The 24973-nt window shown below is 72.5% G+C and carries 21 protein-coding genes; 7 read left to right on the top strand and 14 right to left on the bottom strand.

What is annotated here, in order from left to right; translation table 11 throughout:
- Positions 1–59 precede the first annotated feature (59 nt).
- A complete protein-coding gene (locus BUE29_RS18535; RefSeq protein ID WP_073391894.1) occupies positions 60–1085 on the bottom strand; it encodes a LacI family DNA-binding transcriptional regulator in 1026 nt (341 codons plus the stop codon).
- A 173-nt stretch (positions 1086–1258) separates the two neighbouring features.
- Between BUE29_RS18535 and BUE29_RS18530 the strand changes: the two genes are divergently transcribed.
- Positions 1259–1729, top strand: a complete 471-nt coding sequence (locus BUE29_RS18530; protein ID WP_200800301.1) for a pyridoxamine 5'-phosphate oxidase family protein — start codon at positions 1259–1261, stop codon at positions 1727–1729.
- Positions 1730–1866: 137 nt separating this feature from the next.
- On the opposite strand, the gene BUE29_RS18525 is transcribed toward BUE29_RS18530, so the two are convergent.
- The 3 genes from BUE29_RS18525 to BUE29_RS18515 form a co-directional block, all read right to left on the bottom strand.
- Positions 1867–2451: a hypothetical protein gene (locus BUE29_RS18525; protein WP_073391893.1), complete on the bottom strand. Its 585-nt coding sequence runs from the start codon at positions 2449–2451 to the stop codon at positions 1867–1869.
- Between the two features lie 159 nt (positions 2452–2610).
- Positions 2611–4080, bottom strand: a complete 1470-nt coding sequence (locus tag BUE29_RS18520; protein WP_073391975.1) for a succinyl-CoA:acetate CoA-transferase ScpC — start codon at positions 4078–4080, stop codon at positions 2611–2613.
- Positions 4081–4151: 71 nt separating this feature from the next.
- Positions 4152–4754, bottom strand: coding sequence for a CBS domain-containing protein (locus BUE29_RS18515; protein WP_073391892.1), 603 nt, complete (start codon positions 4752–4754; stop codon positions 4152–4154).
- Positions 4755–4974: 220 nt separating this feature from the next.
- On the opposite strand from BUE29_RS18515, the gene BUE29_RS18510 reads away from it, so the two are divergent.
- Entirely contained in the window at positions 4975–7050 is a 2076-nt protein-coding gene (locus tag BUE29_RS18510; RefSeq protein ID WP_073391891.1) for an NAD(+) synthase, read from the top strand.
- Here the strand turns inward: BUE29_RS18510 and BUE29_RS18505 are convergent.
- The 9 genes from BUE29_RS18505 to BUE29_RS18465 form a co-directional block, all read right to left on the bottom strand.
- Positions 7043–8065, bottom strand: coding sequence for a glycoside hydrolase domain-containing protein (locus BUE29_RS18505; RefSeq protein WP_073391890.1), 1023 nt, complete (start codon positions 8063–8065; stop codon positions 7043–7045). The two genes, BUE29_RS18510 and BUE29_RS18505, sit on opposite strands and share 8 nt — an antisense overlap.
- Positions 8066–8217: 152 nt before the next feature.
- Entirely contained in the window at positions 8218–9246 is a 1029-nt protein-coding gene (gene dmpG, locus BUE29_RS18500) for a 4-hydroxy-2-oxovalerate aldolase (protein ID WP_073391889.1), read from the bottom strand.
- Positions 9243–10226 (bottom strand): acetaldehyde dehydrogenase (acetylating), encoded by a 984-nt coding sequence (locus tag BUE29_RS18495; protein WP_073391888.1) that lies wholly within the window; start codon positions 10224–10226, stop codon positions 9243–9245. The genes dmpG and BUE29_RS18495 overlap by 4 nt, the downstream gene beginning before the upstream one ends.
- Positions 10227–10311: 85 nt before the next feature.
- A complete protein-coding gene (locus BUE29_RS18490; RefSeq protein WP_073391887.1) occupies positions 10312–10869 on the bottom strand; it encodes a TetR/AcrR family transcriptional regulator in 558 nt (185 codons plus the stop codon).
- Positions 10870–10920: 51 nt separating this feature from the next.
- Positions 10921–12675 carry a dihydroxy-acid dehydratase gene (locus BUE29_RS18485; protein WP_073391886.1) on the bottom strand — a complete coding sequence of 585 codons (1755 nt, stop codon included), beginning with the start codon at positions 12673–12675 and terminating at the stop codon, positions 10921–10923.
- Positions 12672–14411, bottom strand: coding sequence for a phytoene desaturase family protein (locus tag BUE29_RS18480; protein ID WP_073391885.1), 1740 nt, complete (start codon positions 14409–14411; stop codon positions 12672–12674). Before BUE29_RS18480 ends, BUE29_RS18485 begins: the two co-directional genes overlap by 4 nt.
- Positions 14411–14740: a hypothetical protein gene (locus BUE29_RS18475; RefSeq protein WP_073391884.1), complete on the bottom strand. Its 330-nt coding sequence runs from the start codon at positions 14738–14740 to the stop codon at positions 14411–14413. Before BUE29_RS18475 ends, BUE29_RS18480 begins: the two co-directional genes overlap by 1 nt.
- Positions 14740–16179 carry a gamma-aminobutyraldehyde dehydrogenase gene (locus tag BUE29_RS18470; protein WP_073391974.1) on the bottom strand — a complete coding sequence of 480 codons (1440 nt, stop codon included), beginning with the start codon at positions 16177–16179 and terminating at the stop codon, positions 14740–14742. The genes BUE29_RS18475 and BUE29_RS18470 overlap by 1 nt, the downstream gene beginning before the upstream one ends.
- Before the next feature lie 153 nt (positions 16180–16332).
- Positions 16333–17295, bottom strand: coding sequence for a hypothetical protein (locus BUE29_RS18465; RefSeq protein ID WP_084181387.1), 963 nt, complete (start codon positions 17293–17295; stop codon positions 16333–16335).
- A gap of 134 nt (positions 17296–17429) precedes the next feature.
- On the opposite strand from BUE29_RS18465, the gene BUE29_RS18460 reads away from it, so the two are divergent.
- The 3 genes from BUE29_RS18460 (at position 17430) to BUE29_RS18450 (ending at position 21199) form a co-directional block, all read left to right on the top strand.
- The gene (locus tag BUE29_RS18460; protein ID WP_073391883.1) at positions 17430–18200 is read left to right on the top strand and encodes an IclR family transcriptional regulator; all 771 of its coding nucleotides are present in this window, start codon (positions 17430–17432) and stop codon (positions 18198–18200) included.
- A gap of 10 nt (positions 18201–18210) precedes the next feature.
- Entirely contained in the window at positions 18211–19389 is a 1179-nt protein-coding gene (locus tag BUE29_RS18455; protein ID WP_073391882.1) for an MFS transporter, read from the top strand.
- 256 nt (positions 19390–19645) lie between these two features.
- Positions 19646–21199, top strand: coding sequence for an APC family permease (locus BUE29_RS18450; RefSeq protein WP_073391881.1), 1554 nt, complete (start codon positions 19646–19648; stop codon positions 21197–21199).
- Positions 21200–21211: 12 nt separating this feature from the next.
- On the opposite strand, the gene BUE29_RS18445 is transcribed toward BUE29_RS18450, so the two are convergent.
- Positions 21212–22789 (bottom strand): Na+/H+ antiporter, encoded by a 1578-nt coding sequence (locus BUE29_RS18445; protein ID WP_200800299.1) that lies wholly within the window; start codon positions 22787–22789, stop codon positions 21212–21214.
- Positions 22790–23018: 229 nt separating this feature from the next.
- On the opposite strand from BUE29_RS18445, the gene BUE29_RS18440 reads away from it, so the two are divergent.
- The gene (locus tag BUE29_RS18440) at positions 23019–24056 is read left to right on the top strand and encodes a YeiH family protein (protein WP_073391880.1); all 1038 of its coding nucleotides are present in this window, start codon (positions 23019–23021) and stop codon (positions 24054–24056) included.
- On the top strand, positions 24056–24973 hold the full coding sequence (locus BUE29_RS18435; protein ID WP_073391879.1) for a LysR family transcriptional regulator: 918 nt from the start codon (positions 24056–24058) through the stop codon (positions 24971–24973). Before BUE29_RS18440 ends, BUE29_RS18435 begins: the two co-directional genes overlap by 1 nt.

Here is a 24973-nt window from a genome sequence, read left to right as displayed (position 1 = left end):
ACTGCTGGCGAGACAGTGGCACAGCTCACGACCGGGTCGGAAGGGCCGAAAGATGTCCGTTACTCGTTCGCAACGTTTCCGTCGGTGGACGCGCGTACACGCAGCGTCGTCGGCACCACGATGCTGCTGGGGCGGTCGCCCTGCAGCTGCCGCATCAGCAGCTCCATCGCCAGCTTCCCGAGCCGGCGCACCGGCTGCTCGACCGTCGTCAGGTCGAAGACGTCGGCGAGGTCGTGACCGTCGAAGCCGACCACCGCGATGTCGCCCGCGTCCCGGGCGCCGCTCGCGCGGACCCCGGCGCGCCGCATCACGTGCAGGGCGCCGTAGGCCATCTCGTCGGACATCGAGAAGACCGCGGTGACCCTCGGCTCGACGTCGAGCAGCCCCGCCATGGCCCGCGCGCCGCCCGAGACGGTGAAGCCGCCGACGCGGCGATGCGTGCGCGGATGGGGCAGCCGCCGCGCACGCAGCACGTCCAGGTAGCCGGCCAGCCGGTCGTTCTCCGGGAGGAACGGCGTGGGCAGCGGCCGTCCGGAGATGAGCCCGATACGCCGGTGGCCGAGATCGGCGAGGTGGCTCACGGCCACGGCCGCCGCGGCGCGGTCGTCGATCGCGACGCTGGTGATGCCCGCGACCTCCGCCCCCACCAGCACGAGGGGGATGCCGCTCGCGGCCAGGTGGGCCAGCTCGCGGCTGCCGGGGCCGAGGCCGATCACGATGGCGCCGTCGACGCGTCGACGCAGGCGGACGTGCGCCTCGGTCACCGGGACGGTGCCCGCGGGCTCCTCCGTGGTGTGGATCAGCAGGTCGAGGTCGTGCGGCGCGAGCGCCGCCTCGATGCCCGCGAACAGCTCGGTGAAGTACCACCGCCCGACGAAGGGCGTGACGATCCCGATCGTGCCCGACCGGCCGGTGGCGAGCCGCGACGCCGACGGCGAGACCGAGTAGTCCAGTCGGCGCGCCACCGCCAGCACGTGCTCGCGCGTCCGCGTGTCGACGTTGTCCATGCCGCGCAGGGCGCGCGAGACGGTCGCCGTCGACACGCCGGCGGCGCGGGCGATGTCGCGGATGGTCAGCTTGGTCATCGGCCGTCGCCTCGCGTGGCGCCTGTGTCCGGGGCATTCGGCACGGATGATCGTCTATCACGAAAAGCGTGCCTCCGGCGAGCGCCGAACCGATGACGGGTAGGTCCAAGGTCCCGGTCCGGGGGTGACCGACGGCGCTGTCGAATCGGGACCGACCGACCAATCCTGGACACGTGGACACCGACCGCATCGAGCAGCTCGACCCGGCCACGTGCTGGGCGCTGCTGCGGACGACCACGGTGGGTCGGCTCGCCGTCGCGACCGACCGGGGCGCCGACATCTTCCCCGTCAACTACGTGGTCGACGACGGGACCGTCGTCTTCCGCACCGCCGCCGGCAGCAAGCTCGTGGCCGCGCTCGGCACCGAGACGGTCGCCGTCGAGGCCGACGGCGTCGACGGGGCACGGCAGGGCGCGAGCGCCATGGTCTGGAGCGTCGTGCTCCGCGGCCGCGCGACCGAGATCGGTGGTCTGCAGGCCACGCTCGACACGTTCGAGCTCCCGCTCTTCCCCTGGCACGACTCACCGAAGAACTGCTTCGTACGCATCACCCCCGGCGACGTCACCGGTCGCCGGTTCCGTGCGGCCGAGCCCGCGCACTGGACGCACTTCCTGTCCGGTGCCCCGCACTCGTCACCGGAGTGATCGCCGTCCACGCGACGTCCTGACCGCGGGCCGCATGCAGCGCTCGTGACGCCGCTTCCACACCGCCTTCCTCGCCGGGACGCCGATCGCCCGCAGCCGGGCGGCTGCGGGCGATCGGTGCGTCGTGCGGTGCGGGCCTACGCCTCGGCCGGCGGTGCGGTGGCGCGGTGGCCGGCGAAGACGGTGTCGGACTCCTTCACCCGGCCCGCGTGCCAGAGACCGAGCGCGGAGAGCACCAGCATGATCGCGGCACCGACGAACGCGGCGATGGCGGCGATCCCGGCGATGCTGCCCATCTTGCCGAACGCGTAGGCGTTGAGCAGCAGGCCGCGCAGCGTCTCGCCCTTGAACATGGTCTCGACCTGGCCGGCGAGCTTGGTGTCGGTCGGGTCCTTCTGCGCCGCACTCGACAGCTGCGCGTAGGTCTTGCCCCCGGCGATCTCGTTCAGGTGCACCCGGATGAAGTGGTCGGCGTAGGTCTCGGCCTGCTCACCGGTGGTCAGCTGCTGGCCGGCGTACTGCCGCATCGGGGCGAACTCGTCGCCCTTTGTCGCATCGCTGCCCTTGGGCGGGAAGTAGATCTGCTGGGCGGCCAGCTGGTCGTGCACCTGGTCGCCCACGAAGTTGTGAGCCCAGGTGAGCAGGCCGCCGGCGACGATCAGGATGGCGGTCAGCAGGAGACCGATGACACTGATCAGTCGGTCGAAACTCTTGCGGCGCATCGCGGGAGACTCCTCGGTCTTGAGGGGACGGCCCCCGCTGCTGGAGGCCGTCCTGTGTCTCGAATCCTCGGCCCCACAAGGTTTTTCGACCCGTGTCGAAGGTCCCAGCCGCTCCCGTGAGAAACGACCCGAGTGTCCTGGGCCGGTGTCGGCAGCAGGTCACGCCCGCATGTCGGACGTGCGCAGGTAGCGGCCGTGCCAGCCCAGCGCCTCGTCGAGCAGGTGGGGGGTGTGCCGCGCCGGCGCGTGCCGGGCCGCCCGGTCGACGTAGTCCTGCAACGCGTCGCGGTAGTCGGGGTGCGCGCAGCGTTCGATGACCCTTGCCGCGCGGCGCCGTGGCGCCAGCCCGCGCAGGTCCGCGAGCCCCTGCTCGGTGACGATGACGTGGACGTCGTGCTCGGTGTGGTCGACGTGGCTGACCATCGGCACGATCGTCGAGATCGCCCCACGCTTCGCGGTCGACGGGCTGAGGAACATCGACAGGTAGGAGTTGCGGGCGAAGTCGCCGGAGCCGCCGATGCCGTTCTGGATCGCCGATCCCATCACGTGCGTCGAGTTGACGTTGCCGTAGATGTCGGCCTCGATCATGCCGTTCATCGCCAGGCAGCCCAGTCGCCTGATCACCTCGGGATGGTTGCTGATCTCCTGCGAGCGCAGCACGATCCTGCGCCGGTACTCGCCGAGGTTGTCGAGGAAGTCGGCGAGCCCGGCGTCGCTGAGCGAGAGCGCGGTGGCCGAGGCGGTGGAGATCGTCCCGGAACGCAGCAGCGCCAGCATGCTGTCCTGGATGACTTCGGTGTAGGCCGTCAGCGGGCCGAACCCGGCGGCGTCGAGGTTGGCGAGCACGGCATTGGCGACGTTGCCGACACCCGACTGGATCGGCAGCAGCGTGCGCGGCAACCGTCCCCGCTCGACCTCGTGGGTGAGGAAGTCGATCAGGTGCTCGGCGATGCGGGTGGACGTCTCGTCGACCGGGGCGAAGGTGGTCGTGCGGTCGGGCTCGTGGGTCGCGACGACGGCGACGACCTTCTCGGGCGGGCAGTGGTAGTGCGGCACGCCGATGCGATCGCCTGCCTGCAGGATCTGCACCGGCCGCCGGTTCGGCGGCAGCGCCGTCCCGTAGTAGATGTCGTGCATGCCGTCGAGCTCCGGCGGTTGCCAGGAGTTGACCTCGAGGATCACGCGGTCGGCCAGGTCGAGCCAGGTCTTGTTGTTGCCGACCGACGAGGACGGGATCAGGTCGCCGTCGGCGGTGATCCCGGCGACCTCGACCAGGGCGACGTCGACCGGGCCGAAGAAGCCCTCCCACACCGCCTGCGCGACGTGGGACAGATGCAGGTCGACGTAGTCCATCTGCCCGGCGTTGATCTTCGCGCGGGTGATCGGGTCGGACTGGTAGGGCATGCGCAGGTCGACGCCGTCGACGGCGGCGAGTGCGCCGTCCAGTTCGGGAGCGGTGGACGCGCCGGTCCACAGCCCGACGGTGAACGGGTCGCCGGCCTCGCGGGCGACGGCGATGCGCCGTGCCAGCGCGGCCGGGACCTCCTTGGGATGCCCGGCACCGGTGAAGCCGCTCATGCCGATGTGCGCGCCGTGCGGGATCAGCCGGGCGGCGTCGTCCGCGCTCATCAGCTTGGCGGCGAGGCCGGGGTGGTCGATGCGGGGCGCGGGCACACCCGCCGCGCCGGCGGCGGTGGCGGTCACGCCGGAACGACGTGCACGCGCACGACTCCGGGCACCGAGTGGGCCAGCGCGTACACGGCTCCTTCCTCGCGTTGGTCGACGAACGTCCCCGCGACCGTGACGATGCCGTCGTCCGCCTGCACACGCCACCCCGTGGTGCGGGTGCCCTCGGCGAAGCGGTCGAGCAGGTCGACGACGGCGGCGGCGATCGCGCGGTCGTCGCGTTGGGCGAGGCGCAGCAGGTCACGGCGGCTGACGATGCCGACGAGATCCGCCCCGTCGACGATCGGCACCGCGCGGACGTGGTTGTCCAGCAGCACCTGCGCGACGTCGGCGGCGTCCGCGGTCGTCGGCAGGCACAGCACCGGTTCGTTCATCACGTCCTCGACCGTCCGTCCCGGGTCGGGGCCGTCGGGCCGGGGTCGCATCGTCGCGGCCGGGTCGTGGGGCAGCCGGTTGCGCAGCAGGTCCGGCTCGGACACGATCCCGACCACCTCGCCGTCCTCGACCACCGGCAACGAGGCGATGGCGTGCCGCGTCAGCAGGGCGATCGCCTGGTTTACCGGGGTCTGCGGGGTGACGGTGACGACCTCGCGGGTCATGATGTCGCCGGCTCTCATCCTCGGTCTCCCGTTCCGCTGCTGGCGGGCAGCCGTCCCCGCAGTCACGGTCCACCCTGCCCGCGGCCGCCACCCGGCCGCCCGGGTCCAATCTCACGAGCCGGCCGGGTCGAACGTCCTGGCCGGTGTCGGGAGCCGAAGCACCTCGCGTCAGTAGGCTCGACGGCAGCGGACCGGGGTCCGGTCGGCCGACCGGATCGGGAACGGGAGGAGCGCTCGGGTGACCGACCGCGAGTTCAGCAGCATCCACGACCAGGGCATGGCCCGGGTCGCGGCGGCGACGCCGCTCGTGGCGACCGCCGACCCCGGGCGCAACGCCGAGGCGACGGTCGAGCTCGCACGGCGCGCCGATGCCGAGGGTGTCGACCTCGTCGTCTTCCCCGAGCTCGGGTTGTCGTCGTACGCCATCGACGACCTGCTGCTGCAGGACGCGCTGCTCGACGCCGTCGAGGACGCCGTCGCGACCGTGCGCGAGGCGAGCCGCGAGCTCGGTCCGGTGCTGCTGGTCGGCGCGCCGCTGCGCCGCAACGGTCGGCTGTACAACACCGCGGTCGTGCTAGCCCGCGGCGAGATCCTGGGCGTGGTGCCGAAGACGTTCCTGCCCAACTACCGCGAGTACTACGAGAAGCGGTGGTTCGCCTCCGGCGCGGGGACGGCCGGGCAGCACCTCACGATCGGCGGCACGACGGTGCCGTTCGGCAACGACCTCGTCTTCGCCGCCGCCGACCTCGCCGACTTCACGATCGGTGTCGAGATCTGCGAGGACTACTGGTCGACCGTCCCCCCGTCGTCCTACGCGGCGCTGGCCGGCGCGACGGTGCTGGCCAACCTCTCGGCGTCCAACATCACCGTGGGCAAGTCGGCCGACCGCGCGGTGCTCTCGGGCGCGCAGTCGACCCGTGCGGTCGCCGCGTACGTCTACTCCGCCGCCGGGCCGGGCGAGAGCAGCACCGACCTGTCCTGGGACGGCCAGGGCTCGATCCACGAGCTGGGGGCGTTGCTGGCCGAGTCCGAGCGCTTCGCCGACGAGGCGCAGCTGCTCGTGGCCGACGTCGACCTCGCCCGCATCCGCCTCGAGCGCATGCGCATGCCGACCTTCCACGACTCCGCCGTCGCCGCCGGCGCGCCCGAGCAGCGCTACCGCACCGTCGCCTTCGCGCACCGGCCGCACCACCGCGACGTGGGGCTGCGACGCCCGCTGCGCCGATTCCCGTTCGTCCCCGACGAGCGGTCGCATCTCGACCAGGACTGCTACGAGGCGTTCAACATCCAGGTCGCCGCGCTGGCCCGCCGCTTCCGCTCCGCGGGTGACCGCATGGTCATCGGCGTCTCCGGCGGGTTGGACTCCACGCACGCGCTGATCGTCGCGGCCAAGGCGTGCGACCGGCTCGGCGTGCCGCGTTCGGCGATCCTCGGCTACACGCTGCCGGGGTTCGCCACGGGCGAGGCGACCAAGGCGAACGCGTGGGCGCTCATGAAGGCCCTCGGCGTCGAGGCGGCCGAGATCGACATCCGGCCCGCCGCGGAGCAGCTGCTCGCCGACCTGGACCACCCGTACAGCCGGGGCGAGCCGGTCTACGACGTCACGTTCGAGAACGTGCAGGCAGGGCTGCGCACCGACTACCTGTTCCGGCTCGCCAATCAGCGCAACGGCTTCGTGGTGGGGACCGGTGACCTCAGCGAGTTGGCGCTGGGTTGGTGCACGTACGGCGTCGGCGACCAGATGAGCCACTACGCGGTCAACGCCGGCGTGCCGAAGACGCTGATCCAGTACTTGATCCGGTGGACGGTCGGCACGGGGCAGTTCGACGAGCGCACCGGCGAGCTGCTGACCGCCATCCTCGACACCGAGATCTCGCCCGAGCTGGTGCCGGCCGACGAGGAGACGGGGGCGATGCAGAGCACCGAGGACCGTATCGGCCCGTACGAGCTGCACGACTTCTTCCTCTTCCACGTGCTGCGTTACGGCCTGCCGCCGTCGAAGATCGCGTTCCTCGCCTGGCACGCCTGGCGCGATGCCGACGACGGCAGCTGGCCCGCCGGCTTCCCGGACGACGCCAGGCACGCGTACGACCTGCCCACGATCACGCGCTGGCTGCGCGAGTTCCTGCAGCGCTACTTCGCCTTCTCGCAGTTCAAGCGCTCGGCGCTGCCGAACGGTCCGAAGGTCAGCGCCGGCGGTGCGCTGTCGCCGCGGGGCGACTGGCGGGCACCGTCCGACGCGTCCGCGGCCGCGTGGCTCGCCGAGCTGGAGCGCAACGGACCCGCCGGCCGGGTCGCCGACGACGTCAGGTGACGCCGCCGTCCGGGGCGAGCATGCCGTGGGTGTCGGCTCGGGCCTGGTCGACGTCGGTGACGTTCGCCGGGTCGATCGACTCGCCGTACTGCCAGAGCACGGTGCGTGCCTTCGGTGCGCAAGGTGGCGACCGGGGCGCGAACCGTGGCGCGTTGCGGGGGCCGGTGGTCCCCTGCGGTGCTCCCAGTCGCGGCTCGGGCTGGTTCATGTCGAGCACGACCTCGCGTGCGAAGCGACGATCGGCGTCGACCGCCGCGCAGTAGGCGACGGGGAACTCGTAGTAGGGCTTGTAGGCGTTGCCGTAGAAGCCGGTCCGCACGTGTGTCTCCCGCAGCGTGCGATGCCAGGCGAGCAGGTACTCGGCGGTCGGCTCCCCCCGGCACGACGACACCTCCTCGATGTCCTTGAACAGGACCACGCCCGTCGGCAAGTCGAGCGCTTTTGCGCGATGCAGCGCTTTCTCGGCGTCGCTGCGCGCCTGGGCGGTGGTCCGGTCGTTGCCGCAGACGTCGCCACCGGCGCAGCCGGAGCAGTTCCGGTCCGCGACGATCAGGTAGACGGAGACGTGACGCGACCGTGCAAAGGCGAGTTCCGCGGCGGTGACGCCGTAGTCGCCGAGCAGGTAGCGGCCCCAGAACTGCGGCCGGGCGCCGCGGTACCACGACGCGACGTTGCGCAACGTGGCTCGCGAGATCGGCTCGGTGGAGTCCACGCCCCACCACATGCCCTGCGGGGTAACGACGGCCTTGCGGCGGCTGCCGGCAGTACTCGGCTCGCCGGCGCTCGTCGTGCGGGGGTCGACCGACGCGGTGGTGATCCCCGGCACGGCCGAGGCGAGCGACCCGGCCGGAGCGGGGTGTGTCGTCCGCTGGTCCGCGGCCATGGACTCATCGCCGCTGGTGCTCCGATGCACGGCCGCCGTCACGGCGAGCACCACCGCGACCACCGTGGCCGCCACGGCACCGCACCACACCGCGGTGCGGGGTCGACGTGCCACCCGGTGCCGACCGGTCATGCCACCTCCGGCGCGCGGTGAACCGACAACGCCGTCGGTTCGACGGGCTCACCCTAACGGGCGTCATGGCGGGGACGACGGATTTGTCCGCTCCCGCGTCCATGGCCGACAGCTCCGCCAACCCCGCACCGCGATCGGCACGGGCGTACCGGTCACCCCGCGGCGGCGCCGGACTCCGCGAGCAGGGTGAGGGCGACGTCGACGATCAGGTCCTCCTGGCCGCCGACGAGCTTGCGACGGCCGCACTCCATGAGGATGTCGCGCACGTCGAGGCCGTAGCGCCGCGCGGCGGCCTCGGCGTGACGCAGGAACGAGGAGTAGACGCCGGCGTACCCGAGCGTCGACGTCTCGCGGTCGACGCGCACGGCCCGGTCCTGCAGCGGCCGGACGAGGTCGTCCGCCGCGTCCTGCAGGGCGAAGAGGTCGCAGCCGTGCTCGAAGCCGACGAGGTCGGCGACGGCGACGAACGCCTCGATCGGGCAGTTGCCCGCGCCGGCGCCCTGGCCGGCGAGCGACGCGTCGACGCGCCGCACGCCGTTCTCGACCGCGACGACCGAGTTCGCCACCGACAGCGACAGGTTCTCGTGCGCGTGGATGCCGATCTCCGTCCCGTCGTCGAGCACGTCGCGGTAGGCGCGCACCCGCTCCGCAACGCCGGACATCGTGAGCCGGCCGCCGGAGTCGGTGACGTACACGCAGTGCGCGCCGTAGGACTCCATGAGCTTCGCCTGCGCCGCGAGCTCCGCGGCCGGCGCCATGTGCGACAGCATGAGGAATCCGGAGACGTCCATGCCGAGCTCGCACGCGGCGGCGATGTGCTGCGCGGCGATGTCGGCCTCGGTGCAGTGGGTCGCGATGCGCACGGAGCGGACGCCGAGCTCCCAGGCGACGTCGAGGTCGTGGCTGGTGCCGACGCCGGGCAGCAGCAGCGTGGTCAGCCGCGCCGACGTCGTCACCGACGCCGCCGCCTCGAGCCACTGCCGGTCGCTGTGCGAGCCGGGGCCGAAGTTCAGCGAGCTGCCGGCCAGGCCGTCGCCGTGGGCGACCTCGATGGCGTCCACGCCGGCGGCGTCGAGCGCGGCCGCGATCCGCCGTACGTCGGCGACGTCCATACGGTGCCGTACGGCATGCATGCCGTCGCGCAGCGTGACGTCCTGGACGAAGACCCGCGTGCCGGTCACGAGTGCACCGCCTGTCCACGCCGGGCGGCCATCTCGTCGGCCACGCGCAGCGCCGCGGAGGTCATGATGTCGAGGTTGCCCGCGTAGGCCGGCAGGTAGTGCGCCGCACCCTCGACCTCCAGGAACACCGACACCTGGTGCGTCGGCCGTCCCCCGTCCGGAGGGGTAAGGGTGTCGAGGGGCGTGTCGGCGGCGACCTCGGTGACCTGGACGGCCTGCTTCAGCCGGTACCCCGGCACGTATTGGGCGACGTCGGCGACCATTCGCTCCACCGACGCGACGACCTCCTCGCGGGTCGACGGCTCCGGCGCGTCGACGAGGCACAGCACGGTGTCGCGCATGATGAGCGGCGGCTCGGCCGGGTTGAGGATGATGATGGCCTTGCCACGACGCGCGCCACCGACCTCGACGATCGCCGCCGACGTCGTCTCGGTGAACTCGTCGATGTTGGCGCGGGTGCCCGGCCCCGCCGACCGGCTCGCGATCGACGCCACGATCTCGGCGTAGGCCACGGGGGCCACCCGCGACACCGCGGCGACCACCGGGATCGTCGCCTGGCCGCCGCAGGTCACCATGTTGACGTTCGGCGCGGCGAGGTGGTCGGCGAGATTGACGGCCGGCACCACGTAGGGCCCGACCGCGGCCGGGGTTAGGTCGACGACGCGGACGTCGTGCGGCGCGAGCGCGGCGACGTTCGCCAGGTGCGCCTTGGCCGAGGTCGCGTCGAAGACGATGCCGATGTCGGCGAAGCCGGGCATGGCCAGCAGCCCCTCGACGCCGTCGGAGGTCACCTCGAAGCCCAGCCGCCGCGCGCGGGCGAGGCCCTCGGATTCCGGGTCGATGCCGACCATGGCCGCCATCTCCAGGTGCTCGGCCGTCCGGACGACCTTGATCATCAGGTCGGTGCCGATGTTGCCGGAGCCGATGATGGCGACCTTGGTGCGGGTGTCGTCCGGGCCGGTGGTGGGAGCGTCGGTCATGGCCGTCCTCCGTCGTGGGTCGCCGCGGGGCGCGGGACGGCGCCGGGCGCACGTCCCGCGCACCGCGCGGGCGGGTGGGGTCGGGTCAGCTGGTGATGCGATAGACCGCGGTGCGGACGAACTCGCGGTCGTGCGGCTCGGTCGAGAGCGCGCCGTGGATGATCAGGCCCTCGAGCAGGGCGTCGACCATGCGCGCCGTGACGGCATCGAAGTGCGCCGCGAAGACGGCGGCGGCGGCGTGCTGCCAGCGCTCCATGATCTCGCGGTAGCGCTGGTCGCGGGCGGCCAGCACGTACAGCTCCAGCGAGAGCACCAGGTCCTCGTGCTGCTCGTCGACGAATTCGTCGATGATCGCTACGACACCCTCGCGCGGATCCTCGGCGTAGCGGGCCATCGTGCGCTGGAACCGCGCGGCGATCCGGTCCGCCACCTGCGAGAACGCGGTCTTGAGCAGGTCGTCGAGCGAGTCGTAGTGATAGGTCAGCGAGCCGAGCGGGATGCCGGACTGCGCCGAGATGGCCCGGTGCGTGGTGCGGCCCACGCCGACCCGGCCGACGACCTGGAGCGCGGCGTCCACGATCCGCTGCGGCCGGTCGGGGTCGGCGTAGCCGGGGCCGCGCGGAGTGGACCGCGGTGCACCCACCGTCCTCACCGTCCCGTCCCCGCTCGACGTCGTCCCGACGCATCGCATTGTTCACCAGCCACCGACCCACCCGTCGAAGATCGCCTCCGGCTCGTCGGCCGGATGCTCCGAGCGGCCGGCGAGGAAGTCGAAGTCGCACCCCTCGTGGGCCTGCAGCACGTGCTCCACGTAGAGCGCCGCGTACCCGCGCGACGGCCGGGCACGGCGGGGCTCGGTCCCGGCGCGGCGGCGCTCCAGCTCGTCGTCGGGCACGTCGAGGTGCAGCCGGCCGGCGTGCGCGTCGAGCTCGATCGCGTCGCCGTCGCGCACCAGTCCCAGCGGGCCGCCGACCGCGGACTCCGGGCTCACGTGCAGCACGCAGGTGCCGTACGCGGTGCCGCTCATGCGCGCGTCCGAGATCCGCACCATGTCCGTGACGCCCAGGCGCAGCAGTCTGGTCGGGATCGGCAGCTGACCCCACTCGGGCATGCCCGGCGCACCGCGCGGCCCGACCGTCCGCAGCACCAGCACCGAGTCCGCGGTCACGGGCAGGTCGGGGTCGTCGAAGCGGCGCAGCAGGTCGGGCATGTCCTCGAACACCACAGCGGGACCGCGGTGGCGCAGCAGCGCCGGCGTGGCGGCGCTGCACTTGACCACCGCACCGTTCGGGGCGAGGTTGCCCCGGACGACCGCGAGCCCCTGCGGGCCCTGGAACGGCGTATCGAGCTCGGCGATCACGCCGGACGCGTCCGGCACCGCCGCCGGCAGGGTGTCGCGCAGGGGCAGGCCGCTGACGGTCGCCGCGTCGCCGTGCAGCAACGGCTCGAGCGACTTCAGCACCCGCGGGATTCCGCCGGCGTGGAAGACCTGCTCGACGAGGTGCTGGCCGGCCGGTCGCACGTCGACGACCAGCGGCGTGCGCGCCGACAGCTCGTGGAAGCGGTCGAGGTCGAGCGGGACGCCGGCGCGCCGGGCGATCGCGAGCAGGTGCACGATCGCGTTCGTCGAGCCGCCGACGCCGAGCATGAGCGTGATGGCGTTGTCGAACGCCTCGGGCGTGAGGATCGCCGACGGCCGCAGCTGCTCCTCGGCGAGCTGCACCGCGCGGCGCCCGACGGCCTCGGCGACCTGCATGCGGCGCGAGTCGGTCGCCGGCACCGCGGCCGCGCCGGGCAGCGTCATGCCGAGGCCCTCGACCACGGCCGCCATCGTCGACGCCGTGCCCATCTCGGGGCAGTGCCCGACGGACGGCCCGGCCGCGGCCTCCAGCCGCTCGTAGTCGGCCGTCGACATGCGCCCGGCGCGGACGTCGTCGATGTAGCGCCACAGGTCGGTGCCGACGCCGAGCTGCCGGCCGTCGAAGACCGCCGGCGACGCGGTGCCGCCGGTGAGCATGATCGCGGGGACGTCCGCGCTCGCCGCGCCCATCAGCTGCGCCGGCGTCGTCTTGTCACAGCCGCCGAGCAGCACGACGGAGTCGAACGGATAGGCGCGAATCGACTCCTCCACATCCATCGCCATGAGGTTGCGGAACAGCATGCTGGTCGGCTTCATCAGCTGCTCGCCGACCGAGATCGTCGGGAACTCCAGCGGCAGCCCGCCCGCGGCCAGCACGCCGCGGCGCACCGCGTCGGCGAGCCCACGGAAGTGCAGGTTGCAGCTGACGAGCTCCGACCACGAGTTGCAGATGCCGACGACCGGCCGTCCCGCGAACGCGGTCGGCGAGAACCCGCTCGCCCGCATGGCCGAACGGTGGACGAAGCCCGGGACGTCCTGCTTGCCGAACCACTTCGTCGACTTCAGCGGTGGCGGCGGCTCCTCGGTCACCGCCGGGCCTTGGCCGCGTACTCGGTGACCTTGCGCAGGGACGGCCGGCGCGCGACGTGGAAACCGACCCAGCGGCCCGCCCGCGTCGACATGACCCGCGCGCTCGCCCGCTCCTGCCAGGGTCGCCGGCTCGCCCCGACCACGCGGGTGCGCGGCGCGACCCGGATCACGCCGGCCATGTCGTCGAGGACGACCTGCGCCGCGTTGTGCCCGTTGGCGCCCATGACCCCGCCGCCCGGATGCGTGCCCGAGCCGCAGAGGTAGTAGCCGTCGACCGGCGTGCGGTAGCCGGCGAGCTCGGCGAGCGGCCGGGCCCCGAAGAGCTGGTCGAGCATCATGCTGCCGTGAAAGATGTTGCCGTCGGTGAGGAACCACTCGGTGGCGAGATCCTCGGGCGTGATGACGTACCGGTCGAGCACGTGGTCGCGCAGGTTGGGCGCGTAGCGGTACAGCTCTTCCAGCACGAGGTCGGCCCAGCGCTCCTTCTCCGCACCCCACGTCGTGCCGGTGAGCTGCGAGGGCAGTTGCTGGATGCCCAACGTCATCGTGTGCTGCCCCGCCGGAGCGAGCGAGTCGTCGTGCACGGACTGGATGACCGCCTCGATGACGAATCGCTCCGGGAAGACACCGCGGCGCTGCGCCTCGGCGGCCTCCTCGAACGCCTCGACCGACGCGCCGAGCAGCTGGTGCCCCTCGTGCTGCGGGCCGGCCGACGCGTCGGCGAACGGCAGGTACTGCGGCAGCTCGTCGATCAGCAGGTGGATGCGGGCCATGGAGCCGCGGGTGTCGATGGCGCGCACCCGCCGCTCGGTCTCGCGCGACAGCACGCCGGGGGCGAGCAGCGTCAGCAACGACCGCTTGGGATCGGCGTTGGACAGCACGTACGGCGCGCGGACGATCGCGCCGTCGGCCAGCCGGACGCCGACCGCGCGGCCGCGTTCGACCACGACCTGGTCGACCGGCGACGACACGCGGATCTCCGCGCCGTGCGCCCGCGCCGACGCGGCGAGCGCTTGCGTGATCGCGCCCATGCCGCCGCGGGCGAAGCCGAACTGGCCGAAGGCGCCCTTGAACTCGCCCCACGAGTGATGGCCCCAGGTGTAGGCCGTGCCAGGGGTCGACGGGCCGCCGTGGATGGAGACCATGCCGAAGAACGTCAGCAGCGCCTTGAGCCGGTCGTCGGTGAAGTAGCGGTCGAGCAGATCGCTCACCGACAGCAGCGTGAACTCGTTGAACAGGCTCTGCTCACCGGCGTCCTCGAACGCCGCGAGCAGCTGCGATCGCTCCGGCGGCGGCCGCAACAGCCACGGCGTCACGATGCCGGCGAACTTCTGCAGCCGCAGGCCGAAGTCGAGGTACGTCCGCGCGTCCTGCTTGTTCAGCTTCTCGATCTCGCGCAGCGTGCGGTCGATCTCCTTCCACAGGAACAGGTGCGAGCCGTCCGGGAAGAGGCTGAAGGACAGCGCGTCGCCCTGGTAGAGGTCGAGGCCGTACCTCTCCAGCTCCAGCTCCGCGATGATCTCCGGACGCAGCAGGCCGGCGATGAACGCGCAGGACGACCACTTGCTGCCCGGGATCAGCTCCTCGGTGACGCACGCGCCGCCGACGACGTCGCGGGCCTCGAGGACGAGCACCTTCTTCCCGGCGCGGGCCAGGTAGTTGGCGCTGACGAGGCCGTTGTGGCCCCCGCCGACGACGACGGCGTCGTACTCCTGCGTGGGGGTGTCCTCGGGCATCAGGCCTCCTCGCCGGTCGTGCGGCGGGTGAAGTACGTGGTGACGGTGGCGATGTCGACGAGCTGCTCGAAGCGGTCGACGACGGGACGCAGCTGCGGTGCCGAGTCGCGGACCTCGACCCAGCGATCCCAGTCGGTCACCGTCATCACCTCGACGACGTCCACGGCGGACCCGTCGCGGTCGTGGTCGACGAGGTAGACGTCGAAGGACTCGACCTCGGCGAGCGCCAGGCAGGTCGGGCGGTCGAGATCGCGCGAGAACGCCGCGAACTCGGCGGCACCGACGCCCTCACGCAGCGAGAACGTGTTGACGGCGGTGGTGCCGGCCATCAGACGCCGGCCGTGTTGATCATGACGTGCTTGATCTCGGTGTACTCCTCCAGCGAGTACGTCGACATGTCCTTGCCGTTGCCCGACTGCTTGAAGCCGCCGTGCGGCATCTCGGGGGTCACGGGCAGGTGATCGTTGACCCAGACGGTGCCGAACTGCAGCCGCGCCGACACCGACAGCGCGCGGCCGACGTCGCTGGTGAACACCGACGAGGCGAGGCCGTACTCGGTGTCGTTGGCCCAGCCGACCACGTCGTCGGATCCCGCGAATCGGGTGACGGACACGACCGGGCCGAAGATCTCGTCGGTGACGACCTCGTCGCCCTGCCGCGCCCCGACCACGAGCGTGGGGGCGGTGTAGAAGCCGGTGCCGGGGTTGTCGCCCTGGATCAGCTCGGTGTGGCCGGTGGCGGCCGCGCGCTCGACGAAGCCCTCGACGCGGTCGCGGTGCCGCGCCGTGATGACCGGGCCCATCGCGGTGTCCTCGTCGGCGAGGTCGCCGAGCGACAGCTTCTGGACGGCCTGCTGCAGCCGTCCCACCAGGTCGTCGTGCACGCGGTCGTGGACGTAGAGCCGCGCGGCCGCCATGCAGTCCTGGCCGGAGTTGCAGAACGCACCCTCCATGATCTTCGCGACGGCGAGGTCGAGGTCGGCGTCGTCGTAGACCAGCACCGGCGCCTTGCCACCGAGCTCGAGATGCAGCCGCTTGAGGTTGGTGTCGGCCGCCGCGTGCAGGAGCGCGCGGCCCGTCGCCACCGACCCGGTCAGGCTCGACATGCGTACCAGCGGGTGCGACACCAGGCGGGCACCGACGTCCTCGCCGTGGCCGGTGACGACGTTCAGCACGCCGGGCGGCAACAGGTCACTGGCGAGCTCGGCCACGCGCAGGGCCGTGTGCGGCGTGTGCTCGGACGGCTTGAGCACGAGGGTGTTGCCGGTGAGGATCGCGGGCGCGATCTTCCAGGTGGCCATGAGCAGCGGGTAGTTCCACGGCGCGACCGACCCGACGACACCGAGCGGGTCACGCCGGATGATGCTGGTGCGGCCCTCGACGTACTCGCCCGCGGCGCGACCGTCGAGGCTGCGCACCGCACCGGCGAAGAAGCGGAGATGGTCGGGGATCATCTCCATCTCCTCGCGGGCCAGCCCGATCGGCTTGCCGACGTTGCGCGACTCCAGCTGCGCGAGGTTCTCGGCGTCCTCCTCGACGCGGTCGGCCAGCTTGAGCACCGCACGCGACCGCTCGGCCGGCGTCGTGCGCGACCAGCCGTCGAACGCCCGGTGGGCCGCCGCCACGGCGCGATCGACGTCGTCGGCACCGCCGCGGGCGATCTCGGCGTACGCCTCGCCGGTGGCCGGTGCGCGCACCGGCTCGACCCGGCCGTCCGCGGCGGGGACCCAGGCCCCGTCGACGTACATCGTGGTGGGACTGCCCGTCATGATCACGCCTTTCATTCAGTGATACTGAGTTTCACTTGATGCGAGGGTAGGAACGCGCCGCGCACCGTCACCGGGTAGCGCGTACAAATGTACGCACGGTGGTGCGCCGACGCCGGGCCGTGACGGGACACGCCGCCACGGCGATGGGCGCGGTCAGCCGGCGGACGTGGCGGCGCGCTGCGGCGACACCGCGATGCCGGGGCTGTGCGCGGCGACGAGCTCGTTGAGGATCGCGCAGTGACGCACCTTGTGGCGGACCAGCCGCTCGTGGAACTCGGGCTCGATCCAGCTGTTGTACATGACGCCCTCGGACTCGCCGGGCTCCACCTTGAAATACACCGGGCCGGCGATGCGCGCGATCTCGCCGGCGTCGTAGAGCCGGTTCATGCCGCCGAAGGACTCGAAGGTGATGGCCCAGACGTCCAGCGGCAGGGTCACGTTGCGGCGGATGCCGGCGAGCATGGGTAGGCCGAGGTCGCCGACCGGGTTCAGGCTGTCCGCGCCGAGATCCTGGACGATGCGGATCGCCGCCGGGTTGGCGTGACCGGTGTAGACCGACACCTTGAAGCGGGCGTCGGCCGGGATGTCGCCGGCGGCGCGCGCCTTGTTCAGGATGTCGAGCACGCCCTCGTCCCACACGAGCACGCCGCGGATGCCGGTGGAGAAGATGCGGATGTAGTCGTTGAGCAGGTTGCGGACGTTGTCGAGGCCGCGCACGCGCCGGCCGCCCGACTGGCCCTCGGTGCTGAGCGCCTGGCGGCCGAGGTCCCAGCCGGTGCGCGGCCCGGGCACGGCGACGAGGTCGATGTCGTTCTCGGTCGCGGCGGCCGAGACCTCGGCGAGCTCGCTGCGGCTCAGCAGCGTCGCGCCGCCGCCGAAGGCCACGACCCGGTTCACGAAGACGCCCTCGCGCCGCGCCTCGTCGAGCATCGCCTGCATCGTCGACAGCCGCTCGATGCCGGAGATCTCCAGGCGGTAGTTGCCGCCGTCGTCGAAGGCGAGGGGCGAGGTCGTCAGCGCGTAGTCGTCGGACTCCAGGTAGCCCTGCGCCGCGAGGATCGCGGCCCCGTCGGGCGCCGTCCGGGTGCCGTTCGACGCCGCTGCGGTACTCGTCATCCTCGATCTCCATTCTTTCATTCAGTGCAAGCTAGTTCCGATGAATGAAAGTAGGGATGAGGCTGACGACTGTCAAGGACCACCGCTGCCCGAGCCCGTCCGGCGCGCATGTGAGCGTTGGTACCCTTCACCGAGTGAAAGACGAGGCGGAGAAGTCGGGCACGAACCTGATCGGCGTCGAGCGCACGGTCAAGGTGCTGCAGGCGGTCGAGCAGGCCGAGACGGCGCACCTCGCCGAGGTCGCCCGGCGCGCCGGCCTCAACGAGGCCACGACACTGCGGTACCTGAGCACGCTCACGGCGCTGGGCTTCATCGAGCGGCTCGACGGGCCGCGCTACCAGCTCGGCTGGGAGGCCTTCCGGCTCGGCCAGCGCGCCCTCGACCGCTACGTGCCGCGGGCGCTCGTGCGCCCGGTGATGGAGAGCCTGGTCCGCGAGTACAACGAGACGGTCAACTTCGCCATGCGCCGCGACCGCAGCGTGGTGCTCGTCGACGTGCTCGAGGGCGGCCGCGCGGTCAAGAAGGTCAGCGACGTCGGCCAGGTCGACCCCTGGCACGCGTCCGCCCTGGGCAAGGCGCTGCTGGCCACCATGGACGCCTCCGCGTGGCGCGAGCTGGTGGGCTCGCGCAAGCTGCCCGCCTTCACGCCGCGGACCATCACCAGCCTCTCCCGGCTCGCCGCCGAGTTGGAGGGCGTGCGCCGGCAGGGTTACGCGGTCGACCACGAAGAGGCCGACGAGGACCTCACCTGCCTCGCCGCGGCCGTCCCGCGCCCGTCCGGCGGCCCGGCGGTCTACGCCATCAGCGTCAGCTTCCTGACGCACCGGCTCGACCCCGCCACCACCGAGGCGGTCGGCCGGCGGGTACGCGCCTGCGCCGACCAGCTCGGCGCCGAACTCGGCTGACCGGGCGCGCGTGACCGCATCGACCGCCTCCCTGTCCCGTTCGCGCCGCTCGATCGGCACCGTCTTCGCCGTCAATGGGCTGCTCGTCGGCGCCTGGGCACCGCGGATCCCGACCGTCGCCGCCGACCTCGGCCTGCGCCCCGGCTCGCTCGGCCTCGCCTTGCTCGGCGTCGCCGTCGGCAACCTGCTCGCCGCACGACTGGCCGGCGCCGCCTGCCACCGGTACGGCAGCGACCGCGTGGCCCGTGCGGCGTCCTACGGCTACGGCGTCGCGGCCGTGCTGCCCGGTCTCGCCACCAACCTCGTCACGCTCTTCCTCACCCTCGCCGTCTGGGGTCTCGCGATGGGTGGTCAGGACGTCGCGATGAACGCGCAGGGCGTCGAGCTCGAGGTGGCGTACGGCCGGCGCATCTTCGCCGGCCTGCATGCGCTGTGGAGCGTCGCGACCTTCGTCGGGGCGTTCGCCGGCGGGATCGGCGCGGCGCTGGACCTGCCCGTCCCGGTGCAGCAGGCGCTGCTGGCCGCGGCCGTGCTCGGCGCGTTCTCGGTCGTGCGGACGGGCCTGTTGCCCGACCGTCCGGCGGCGCCCGAGGTGGCCGTCGACGCGGCAGGACCGCGGCGTCGTGTGTTCGATCTGCGGCTCGCCCTGCTCGGCACCGCGGCCGTCTCCTCGCTGCTGGCCGAGGGGGTCGCGATCGACTGGAGCGCGATCTACCTGCGGACCCACCTCGACGCGTCCGGGATCTGGACGGCCTCGGCGTACGCGGCGTTCTGCGCGGGCATGACCGGCGGTCGACTCGTCGGCGACCGGGTGATGGACCGCGTGGGCGTCACACGCTCCCTCGCCGTCGCCACGGTCCTCGGCGGGGGCGGGCTGGCGGCGGGTTTCGCCAGCGGTGTCCTGGTCGGCGCGGTGATCGGCTTCGGCCTCGCCGGCCTCGGCCTGTCGATCATGACGCCGCTGTTTTTCGGCTCGGCGCCGGCCCCGCCCGGGCCTGCCGGACGTCAGATCGCGGTGGTCACCGGCATGGGTTACGCCGGCATGCTGCTCGGCCCGAGCCTCATCGGGCTGGTGGCCCAGGGCACCTCGGTGGCGGCGGCCCTGTGGCTGGTGCCGCCGTTCATCGTGCTGGCCGGCACGCTCGGGCGCGCCGGCGTCCACCGCGGCGGTCGCGCGCCCTCGCCATGACCGATGCGCGGCGACGACACGCCGGACCCGCCGTCGCCGCCCCCTTGACACCCGCGCGAACCGCGACCTAGTTTTCACCCACCAAAACTGTTGTTGCACTCAGTGAAACAGTCGGGTGACGAGGTGACAGCCGCGCGATTGCTCCGGCATCGCAGCGCCACGGTGCCCGACTGCCGCGACCGGCCGGTCGCCGGTGCGCCACGACGGCGTGCGGACCGGCCCGCCCGCGCCGCCGCCATCGACAGAGGAGCCTGCGTTGACCATCCCCGAGGACGCCCCGCCGCTGCCCCGCGAGCGCGTACCCGCCCCGCTGCCCGACGCGCTGCCCGACGCGCCGCACGACGCGCCGCCCGACCGGCGCCGGCATCACGGCCTGAAGCGGAACACGCTGGGCGTGCCGAGCATCTTCTTCTACATCATCGCCGCCGCCTCGCCGCTCACCGTCGTGATCGCGCTCTTCCCGATCATGATCAGCGCAGGCAACGGCATCGGGATGCCGGGCGCGTTCGTGTTGGCCGCCGTCATCCTCATGATCTTCGCCGTGGGCTACGTCGCGATGTCGCGGCACGTGACGAACGCCGGCGCGTTCTACGCCTACGTCACGCTGGGGCTCGGCCGCGTCCCGGGTCTCGGGTCGGCGTTCCTGGCGACGTTCGCCTACACCGCCATCCAGGCCGGGCTGTACGGCGGTTTCGGCTACTACGCGTCCGCGCTGATCGACGACCTCACCGGCGCGTCCGTGCCGTGGTGGGTCTGCGCGATCGTCGCGATGATCGCCTGTCTCGGTCTCGGCATCCAGGGCGTCCACTCCGGCGCGAAGGTGCTGGGCGTCTTCATGACGCTCGAGGTGACGATGATCGTCGTGCTCAGCGCGTTCGGGCTGAGCGGCAAGGTGACCCCGGTGTCGGACTTCAGCGTCGAACCGTTCGCGCCACATGCCGTCTTCGGTGCCGGTCTCGGCGTCGCGCTGATGTTCGCGCACGCGTCGTTCATCGGCTTCGAGGGATCGGCCATCTACAGCGAGGAGGCGCGTGACCCGAAGCGCACGATCCCCCGCGCCACCTACATCTCGGTGGCCTTCATGGGTCTGCTCTACGCGGCGTCGGGCTGGCTCGTCGTCAACGCCGTGGGGCTGAACGAGGTGATCGGGTTGTCCGACCGCACCGGCGGCAACTTCATCTTCGCGGTGAGCGACGAGCTGATCGGCGGCGGCGTCACCCGGATCTACCAGATCCTCATCGTGACGGCGACGCTCGCCGCCATCGTCACCTTCCACAACAACGTGGCGCGCTACCTCTTCTCCCTGGGCCGGCAGAGCCTGTTGTGGCAGCCGCTGGGGTGGACGACCGCGCGGCGGCAGACGCCGTGGGTGGCCTCGATCGTGCAGACCGCCTCGGTGCTGATCGTGGTCGTCGTGTTCGCCGCCCTCGGGCAGGACCCGTTCGCGACGCTCTTCACCTGGGCCACCGGCATCGGTGCCATCGCGGTCATCGCGTCGCAACTGCTCGCCGCCGTCGCCGTCCTCGTCTTCTTCGCCCGCACCAAGCTCGACGACCGCGTCTGGAACACCCGCGTCGCCCCGGTGCTCGCGATCATCGGTCTGGCCGTGCTGCTCACCTTCACGCTGCGCAGCCTCGACGTGCTGCTGGCGGTGTCGGGCGGCGTCGCCGTCCTGATGGTCTCGCTGGTCTTCGTCGCCTTCGCCGGCGGCGCGCTGTACGGCCTGTACCTGCGGGCGACGGACCGCACGCGGTACGAGGGACTCACCCACGCGCTCGCCGACGACGACTCGGTCGACCACGCGCATTAGCGCGATGCAGCGCTATTCGACCGGGGCCGATCGGGTGAGGCGGACCTCCTCGACGTCGAGGACGGCCTGCACCTGCCGCAGCACGATGTCGTCGATGTGCTGCTCGTCGCGCAGCTCCAGCAGCGTCACCCGCTTGCGGGCGATGAGCGCGAGCCGCAGCTCGGTGTACTGGTCGTGGTGCTGCACGATCGGGTCGTCGACCGCGCCGTCGGCGGCGAGCAGCTTGCGCCGCTTGTCCATCTCGCGGCGCACCCGCTCGACGACCCGTTCGTCGCTGCCGAGCTCGGCGGCCAGCTGCTCGAGCGACTCGTAGGCGGCGTCGGTGGTGGCGACCTCGGCCAGATGGCGCTCCTCGGCGACCGACCCGTCCTCGGGCAGTCGCGCGAAGCCCACGACACCGGGCAGCAGCAGGGCCTGCAACAGGGTCAGCACGATGACGCCGGAGGTCACCACGACGATGAGGTCGCGGCCGGGGAACGGCGTGCCGTCGTCGAGGTGCTGCGGCACGGCCAGCGCCGCCGCCAAGGACACGGCGCCGCGGAACCCCGCCACCGCGTTGACGTTGCGTTGGCGCGCGCCGATCCGGCGCAGCCGTTGCGCAGGTCGTCGGTCGAGCGCCCGCACCACGTAGGGCGTGGTGTGCAGCCAGGCCACACGGACGCCGATGACCACGCCCGTCACCGCGAAGACGTAGGCGACGGCGCGACCCGCCGACGCGCTGGTCAGGTTGCGGACGGCGTTCTGCGCCTCGAGCCCGACGAGCACGAACAGCGCGCTGGACAGCACGGTCGTCGACAGCGACCAGAACGCGGTGGTCTGCTGCCGCGCGGCCGCGCCGGTCACCCGCGGCGCGAGCTGGCTCATCAAGAGGCCGCACACCACGACCGCGAGCACGCCCGACGCGTGAACCGACTCGGCGAGCAGGAAGGCGCCGAACGGCGTCACCAGCACCGCGATGTTCTCGAGGATCGGGTCGTCGAGCCGGCTGCGCAGCTGCCAGCTGAGGAGCCCCACCAGGCCGCCGGCCAGGGCGCCACCGCCGTAGGAGAGCACCAGCAGCCACGACACGTGCAGCACGGTGAGGTGGTCCGTCCCGACCGTGACGCCGACGGCCAGCCCGTAGATCACCAGCGCCGTGCCGTCGTTGACCAGGCTCTCGGCCCGCAGCACCGTCACCGTCCGGCGGGGCAGGGCCCGCGCCAGCACGCCGACCGCCGTCGCGTCCGTCGGCGCCACCGCGGCCCCCAGCACCCACGCCGGCCCCCACGGCAGGCCCAGCGCGTGCGCGGTGACCGCCACCGCCCCGGCCGTCGCCACCACCAGCCCCGTGCTCGCCAGGATCACCGCGCGCAGGTTGCTGCGGATCTCGCGCAGCGAGGTCGTGAGGCTCTCCCAGTACAGCAGCGCCGGGAGGAACACGAGCAGCACGACCTCCGGCGGCAGCTGCGCCGCCCGCAGCGCCGGCACGAACCCCGCCAGCACCCCGAACAGCACGAGCAGCAGCGCGGGCGCCACCGGAAAGCGCCGCGCCAGCAGGCCGGACAGCAGGAGCCCCACTCCCAGCAGCACGACCATCTCGAGACCCAGCACGGCCCTCGTCCCCTTCCCTGGTCTCGGTCGCGATCCCCGTCCCGCACGCCTGCGCGGGAGTTCTCGACGCGTCCCCCACCATTATCCGACGGCGTGCCACACCGAGCGGGGCCGCGCGGAACTCACCGCCGCAGGCCGCGCGATGCCGCCCGGCTCATAACGCACGGTTATGGCCCCGGCAACCAGATGACCGGTATCGCCGACCCCGCGGTGGCCCGACGATCGAGTCATGACCCTCGCCGAGCACCGCGCCGAGCTGGCCCGGCGTCGACCACCGGCGCGCATCGTCGTCCCCGGGCTCGTCCTGTGCGCGGTCCTCGCGGCCGTCGCGACGGTCGCCGGCCTGTTCGTCCCGGTGGTGGGGGCGCCCGTCGTCGGCATCGTGCTCGGCGTGGCCTGGCGGCTGGGCCCCGGTGTCCGCCCCGCCCTCGACGCCGGCGTCGACCGGGCGAAGGGACCGGTGCTGCAGGCGGCGGTCGTCGTGCTCGGCGCGCAGCTGTCGCTGGCCCAGATCGCGGACGTCGGCCTCGGCTCCTTGCCGGTCATGGTCGGCACCCTCGCCGCCTGCCTCACCGTGGCGCGCCTCGTCGGCCGGCGGCTCGGGGTCGACGGCGACCTGCGCACGCTGATCGGGGTCGGCACCGCGATCTGCGGCGCGTCGGCGATCGCCGCCGCCGCCCCCGTGCTCAAGGCGCGGAGCAACCACGTCGCCTACGCGGTGTCCACGATCTTCCTCTTCAACGTGGCCGCCGTCCTGGTCTACCCGCCGCTGGGTCATGCTCTGGGGATGGGACAGACGGACTTCGGACTGTTCGCCGGCACCGCGGTGAACGACACCAGCTCCGTCGTCGCGACCGCGTCGGCCTACGGCAGTGGCGCGACCGACCACGCGGTGGTGGTCAAGCTCGTCCGCTCGCTCATGATCATCCCGGTGTGCCTCGTGCTCGCCGCGCTGGTGCGCCGCCGCGAGGCGCGGGCCGCGGGGGCGGCAGGTGGCAGCGCGGTCAACCCACTGCGGCTGGTGCCGTGGTTCCTCGTCGGCTTCCTCGTCGTGGCCACGCTCAACACGCTCGGCGCGATCCCTGCCGCCGCGCACCCGGCGCTGTCGCACATCGCGCTGTTCCTGATCACGGTTGCCCTGGCCGGCATCGGGCTGTCGACGAACCCCGCCGAGCTCCGGCGCACCGGCGGCCGGCCGCTGCTGCTGGGCCTCGTGCTCAGCCTGACCGTGGCGGGCACGAGCCTGCTGCTGCAGTGGGTCCGCTAGTGCCGCTCCCCGCCTGGACGCCCGACCTCGAGTCGCTCGACCTGCTGCTGAGCGTCGCCGAGCTCGGCAGCGTCGGCAAGGCCGCGCACGCCCACGGCATCAGCCAGCCCGCCGCGAGCGCGAAGCTGCACCGGTTGGAGCGCCGCGTCGACCTGGCGCTGCTGGTCCGCACGCCCGGTGGTTCGACCCTCACGCCGATCGGGCAGACGTTCGCCGCATGGGCCCGCGACGTCGTGGGCGCGGCCGGCGCGCTGGGCGTGAACGTCACGTCCCTGCGCACGTCGCAGTCGGCCAAGCTGCGCATCGCGGCCAGCCTGACGAACGCCGAGTACCTGATGCCGCGCTGGCTGCTCCTGCTGCGCCGCGACAACCCGGCGCTGGACGTCTCCGCCGTCGTCGCCAACTCCCACGACGTCTGCGACCGGGTGCGCTCGGGGCAGGCCGACCTGGGGTTCGTCGAGATGCCGGCTGTGCCCGCGGATCTGTCCCACACCCCCATCGGCGCCGACGAGCTCGTCGTCGTCGCCGCGCCGGACTACCCGGCCGCCCGCAGCGAGCGACCGCTCGCGCCGACGGATCTGCTGACGCTGCCCCTGCTGCTGCGCGAGCACGGCTCCGGCACCCGCGACACCTTCCTGGCGGCGCTCGCCGTCGCGCTGGGCCGCGAGGCCGTCGAACCGGAGCACGCGGTGGAGCTCGGCTCGACGTCGACGATCCTCGCCACGGCTCGCGCCGGTGGCGGCCTCGGCGTGCTGAGCGCCCGTGCCGCTCGAACCGATCTGCGCAACGGCACGCTGGTGGCGGTCACCGTCACCGGGCTCACGGCGGCCCGCCCGCTCAACGCGGTCTGGATGGGTGCGAGCCCGTCGCCCGCGGCGGCGCTCCTCGTCGAGCTGGCGCGCGACGAGGCGCCCTAG

Origin of the sequence: Jatrophihabitans endophyticus (genome assembly GCF_900129455.1) — a bacterium.
In the GTDB taxonomy this organism is placed as follows: domain Bacteria; phylum Actinomycetota; class Actinomycetes; order Mycobacteriales; family Jatrophihabitantaceae; genus Jatrophihabitans; species Jatrophihabitans endophyticus.
This window is presented reverse-complemented; position numbering and strand designations above follow the sequence as displayed.

Coding starts and splice junctions, on each gene's coding strand:
- BUE29_RS18525 (WP_073391893.1), bottom strand. CDS start 2,451: ATGCGCCGCAAGAGTTTCGACCGACTGATCAGTGTCATCGGTCTCCTG.
- BUE29_RS18505 (WP_073391890.1), bottom strand. CDS start 8,065: ATGACCGGTCGGCACCGGGTGGCACGTCGACCCCGCACCGCGGTGTGG.
- BUE29_RS18515 (WP_073391892.1), bottom strand. CDS start 4,754: ATGAGAGCCGGCGACATCATGACCCGCGAGGTCGTCACCGTCACCCCG.
- BUE29_RS18475 (WP_073391884.1), bottom strand. CDS start 14,740: ATGGCCGGCACCACCGCCGTCAACACGTTCTCGCTGCGTGAGGGCGTC.
- BUE29_RS18470 (WP_073391974.1), bottom strand. CDS start 16,179: ATGACGGGCAGTCCCACCACGATGTACGTCGACGGGGCCTGGGTCCCC.
- BUE29_RS18440 (WP_073391880.1), top strand. CDS start 23,019: ATGACCCTCGCCGAGCACCGCGCCGAGCTGGCCCGGCGTCGACCACCG.
- BUE29_RS18495 (WP_073391888.1), bottom strand. CDS start 10,226: ATGACCGACGCTCCCACCACCGGCCCGGACGACACCCGCACCAAGGTC.
- BUE29_RS18535 (WP_073391894.1), bottom strand. CDS start 1,085: ATGACCAAGCTGACCATCCGCGACATCGCCCGCGCCGCCGGCGTGTCG.
- BUE29_RS18480 (WP_073391885.1), bottom strand. CDS start 14,411: ATGCCCGAGGACACCCCCACGCAGGAGTACGACGCCGTCGTCGTCGGC.
- BUE29_RS18465 (WP_084181387.1), bottom strand. CDS start 17,295: ATGACGAGTACCGCAGCGGCGTCGAACGGCACCCGGACGGCGCCCGAC.
- BUE29_RS18520 (WP_073391975.1), bottom strand. CDS start 4,080: ATGAGCGCGGACGACGCCGCCCGGCTGATCCCGCACGGCGCGCACATC.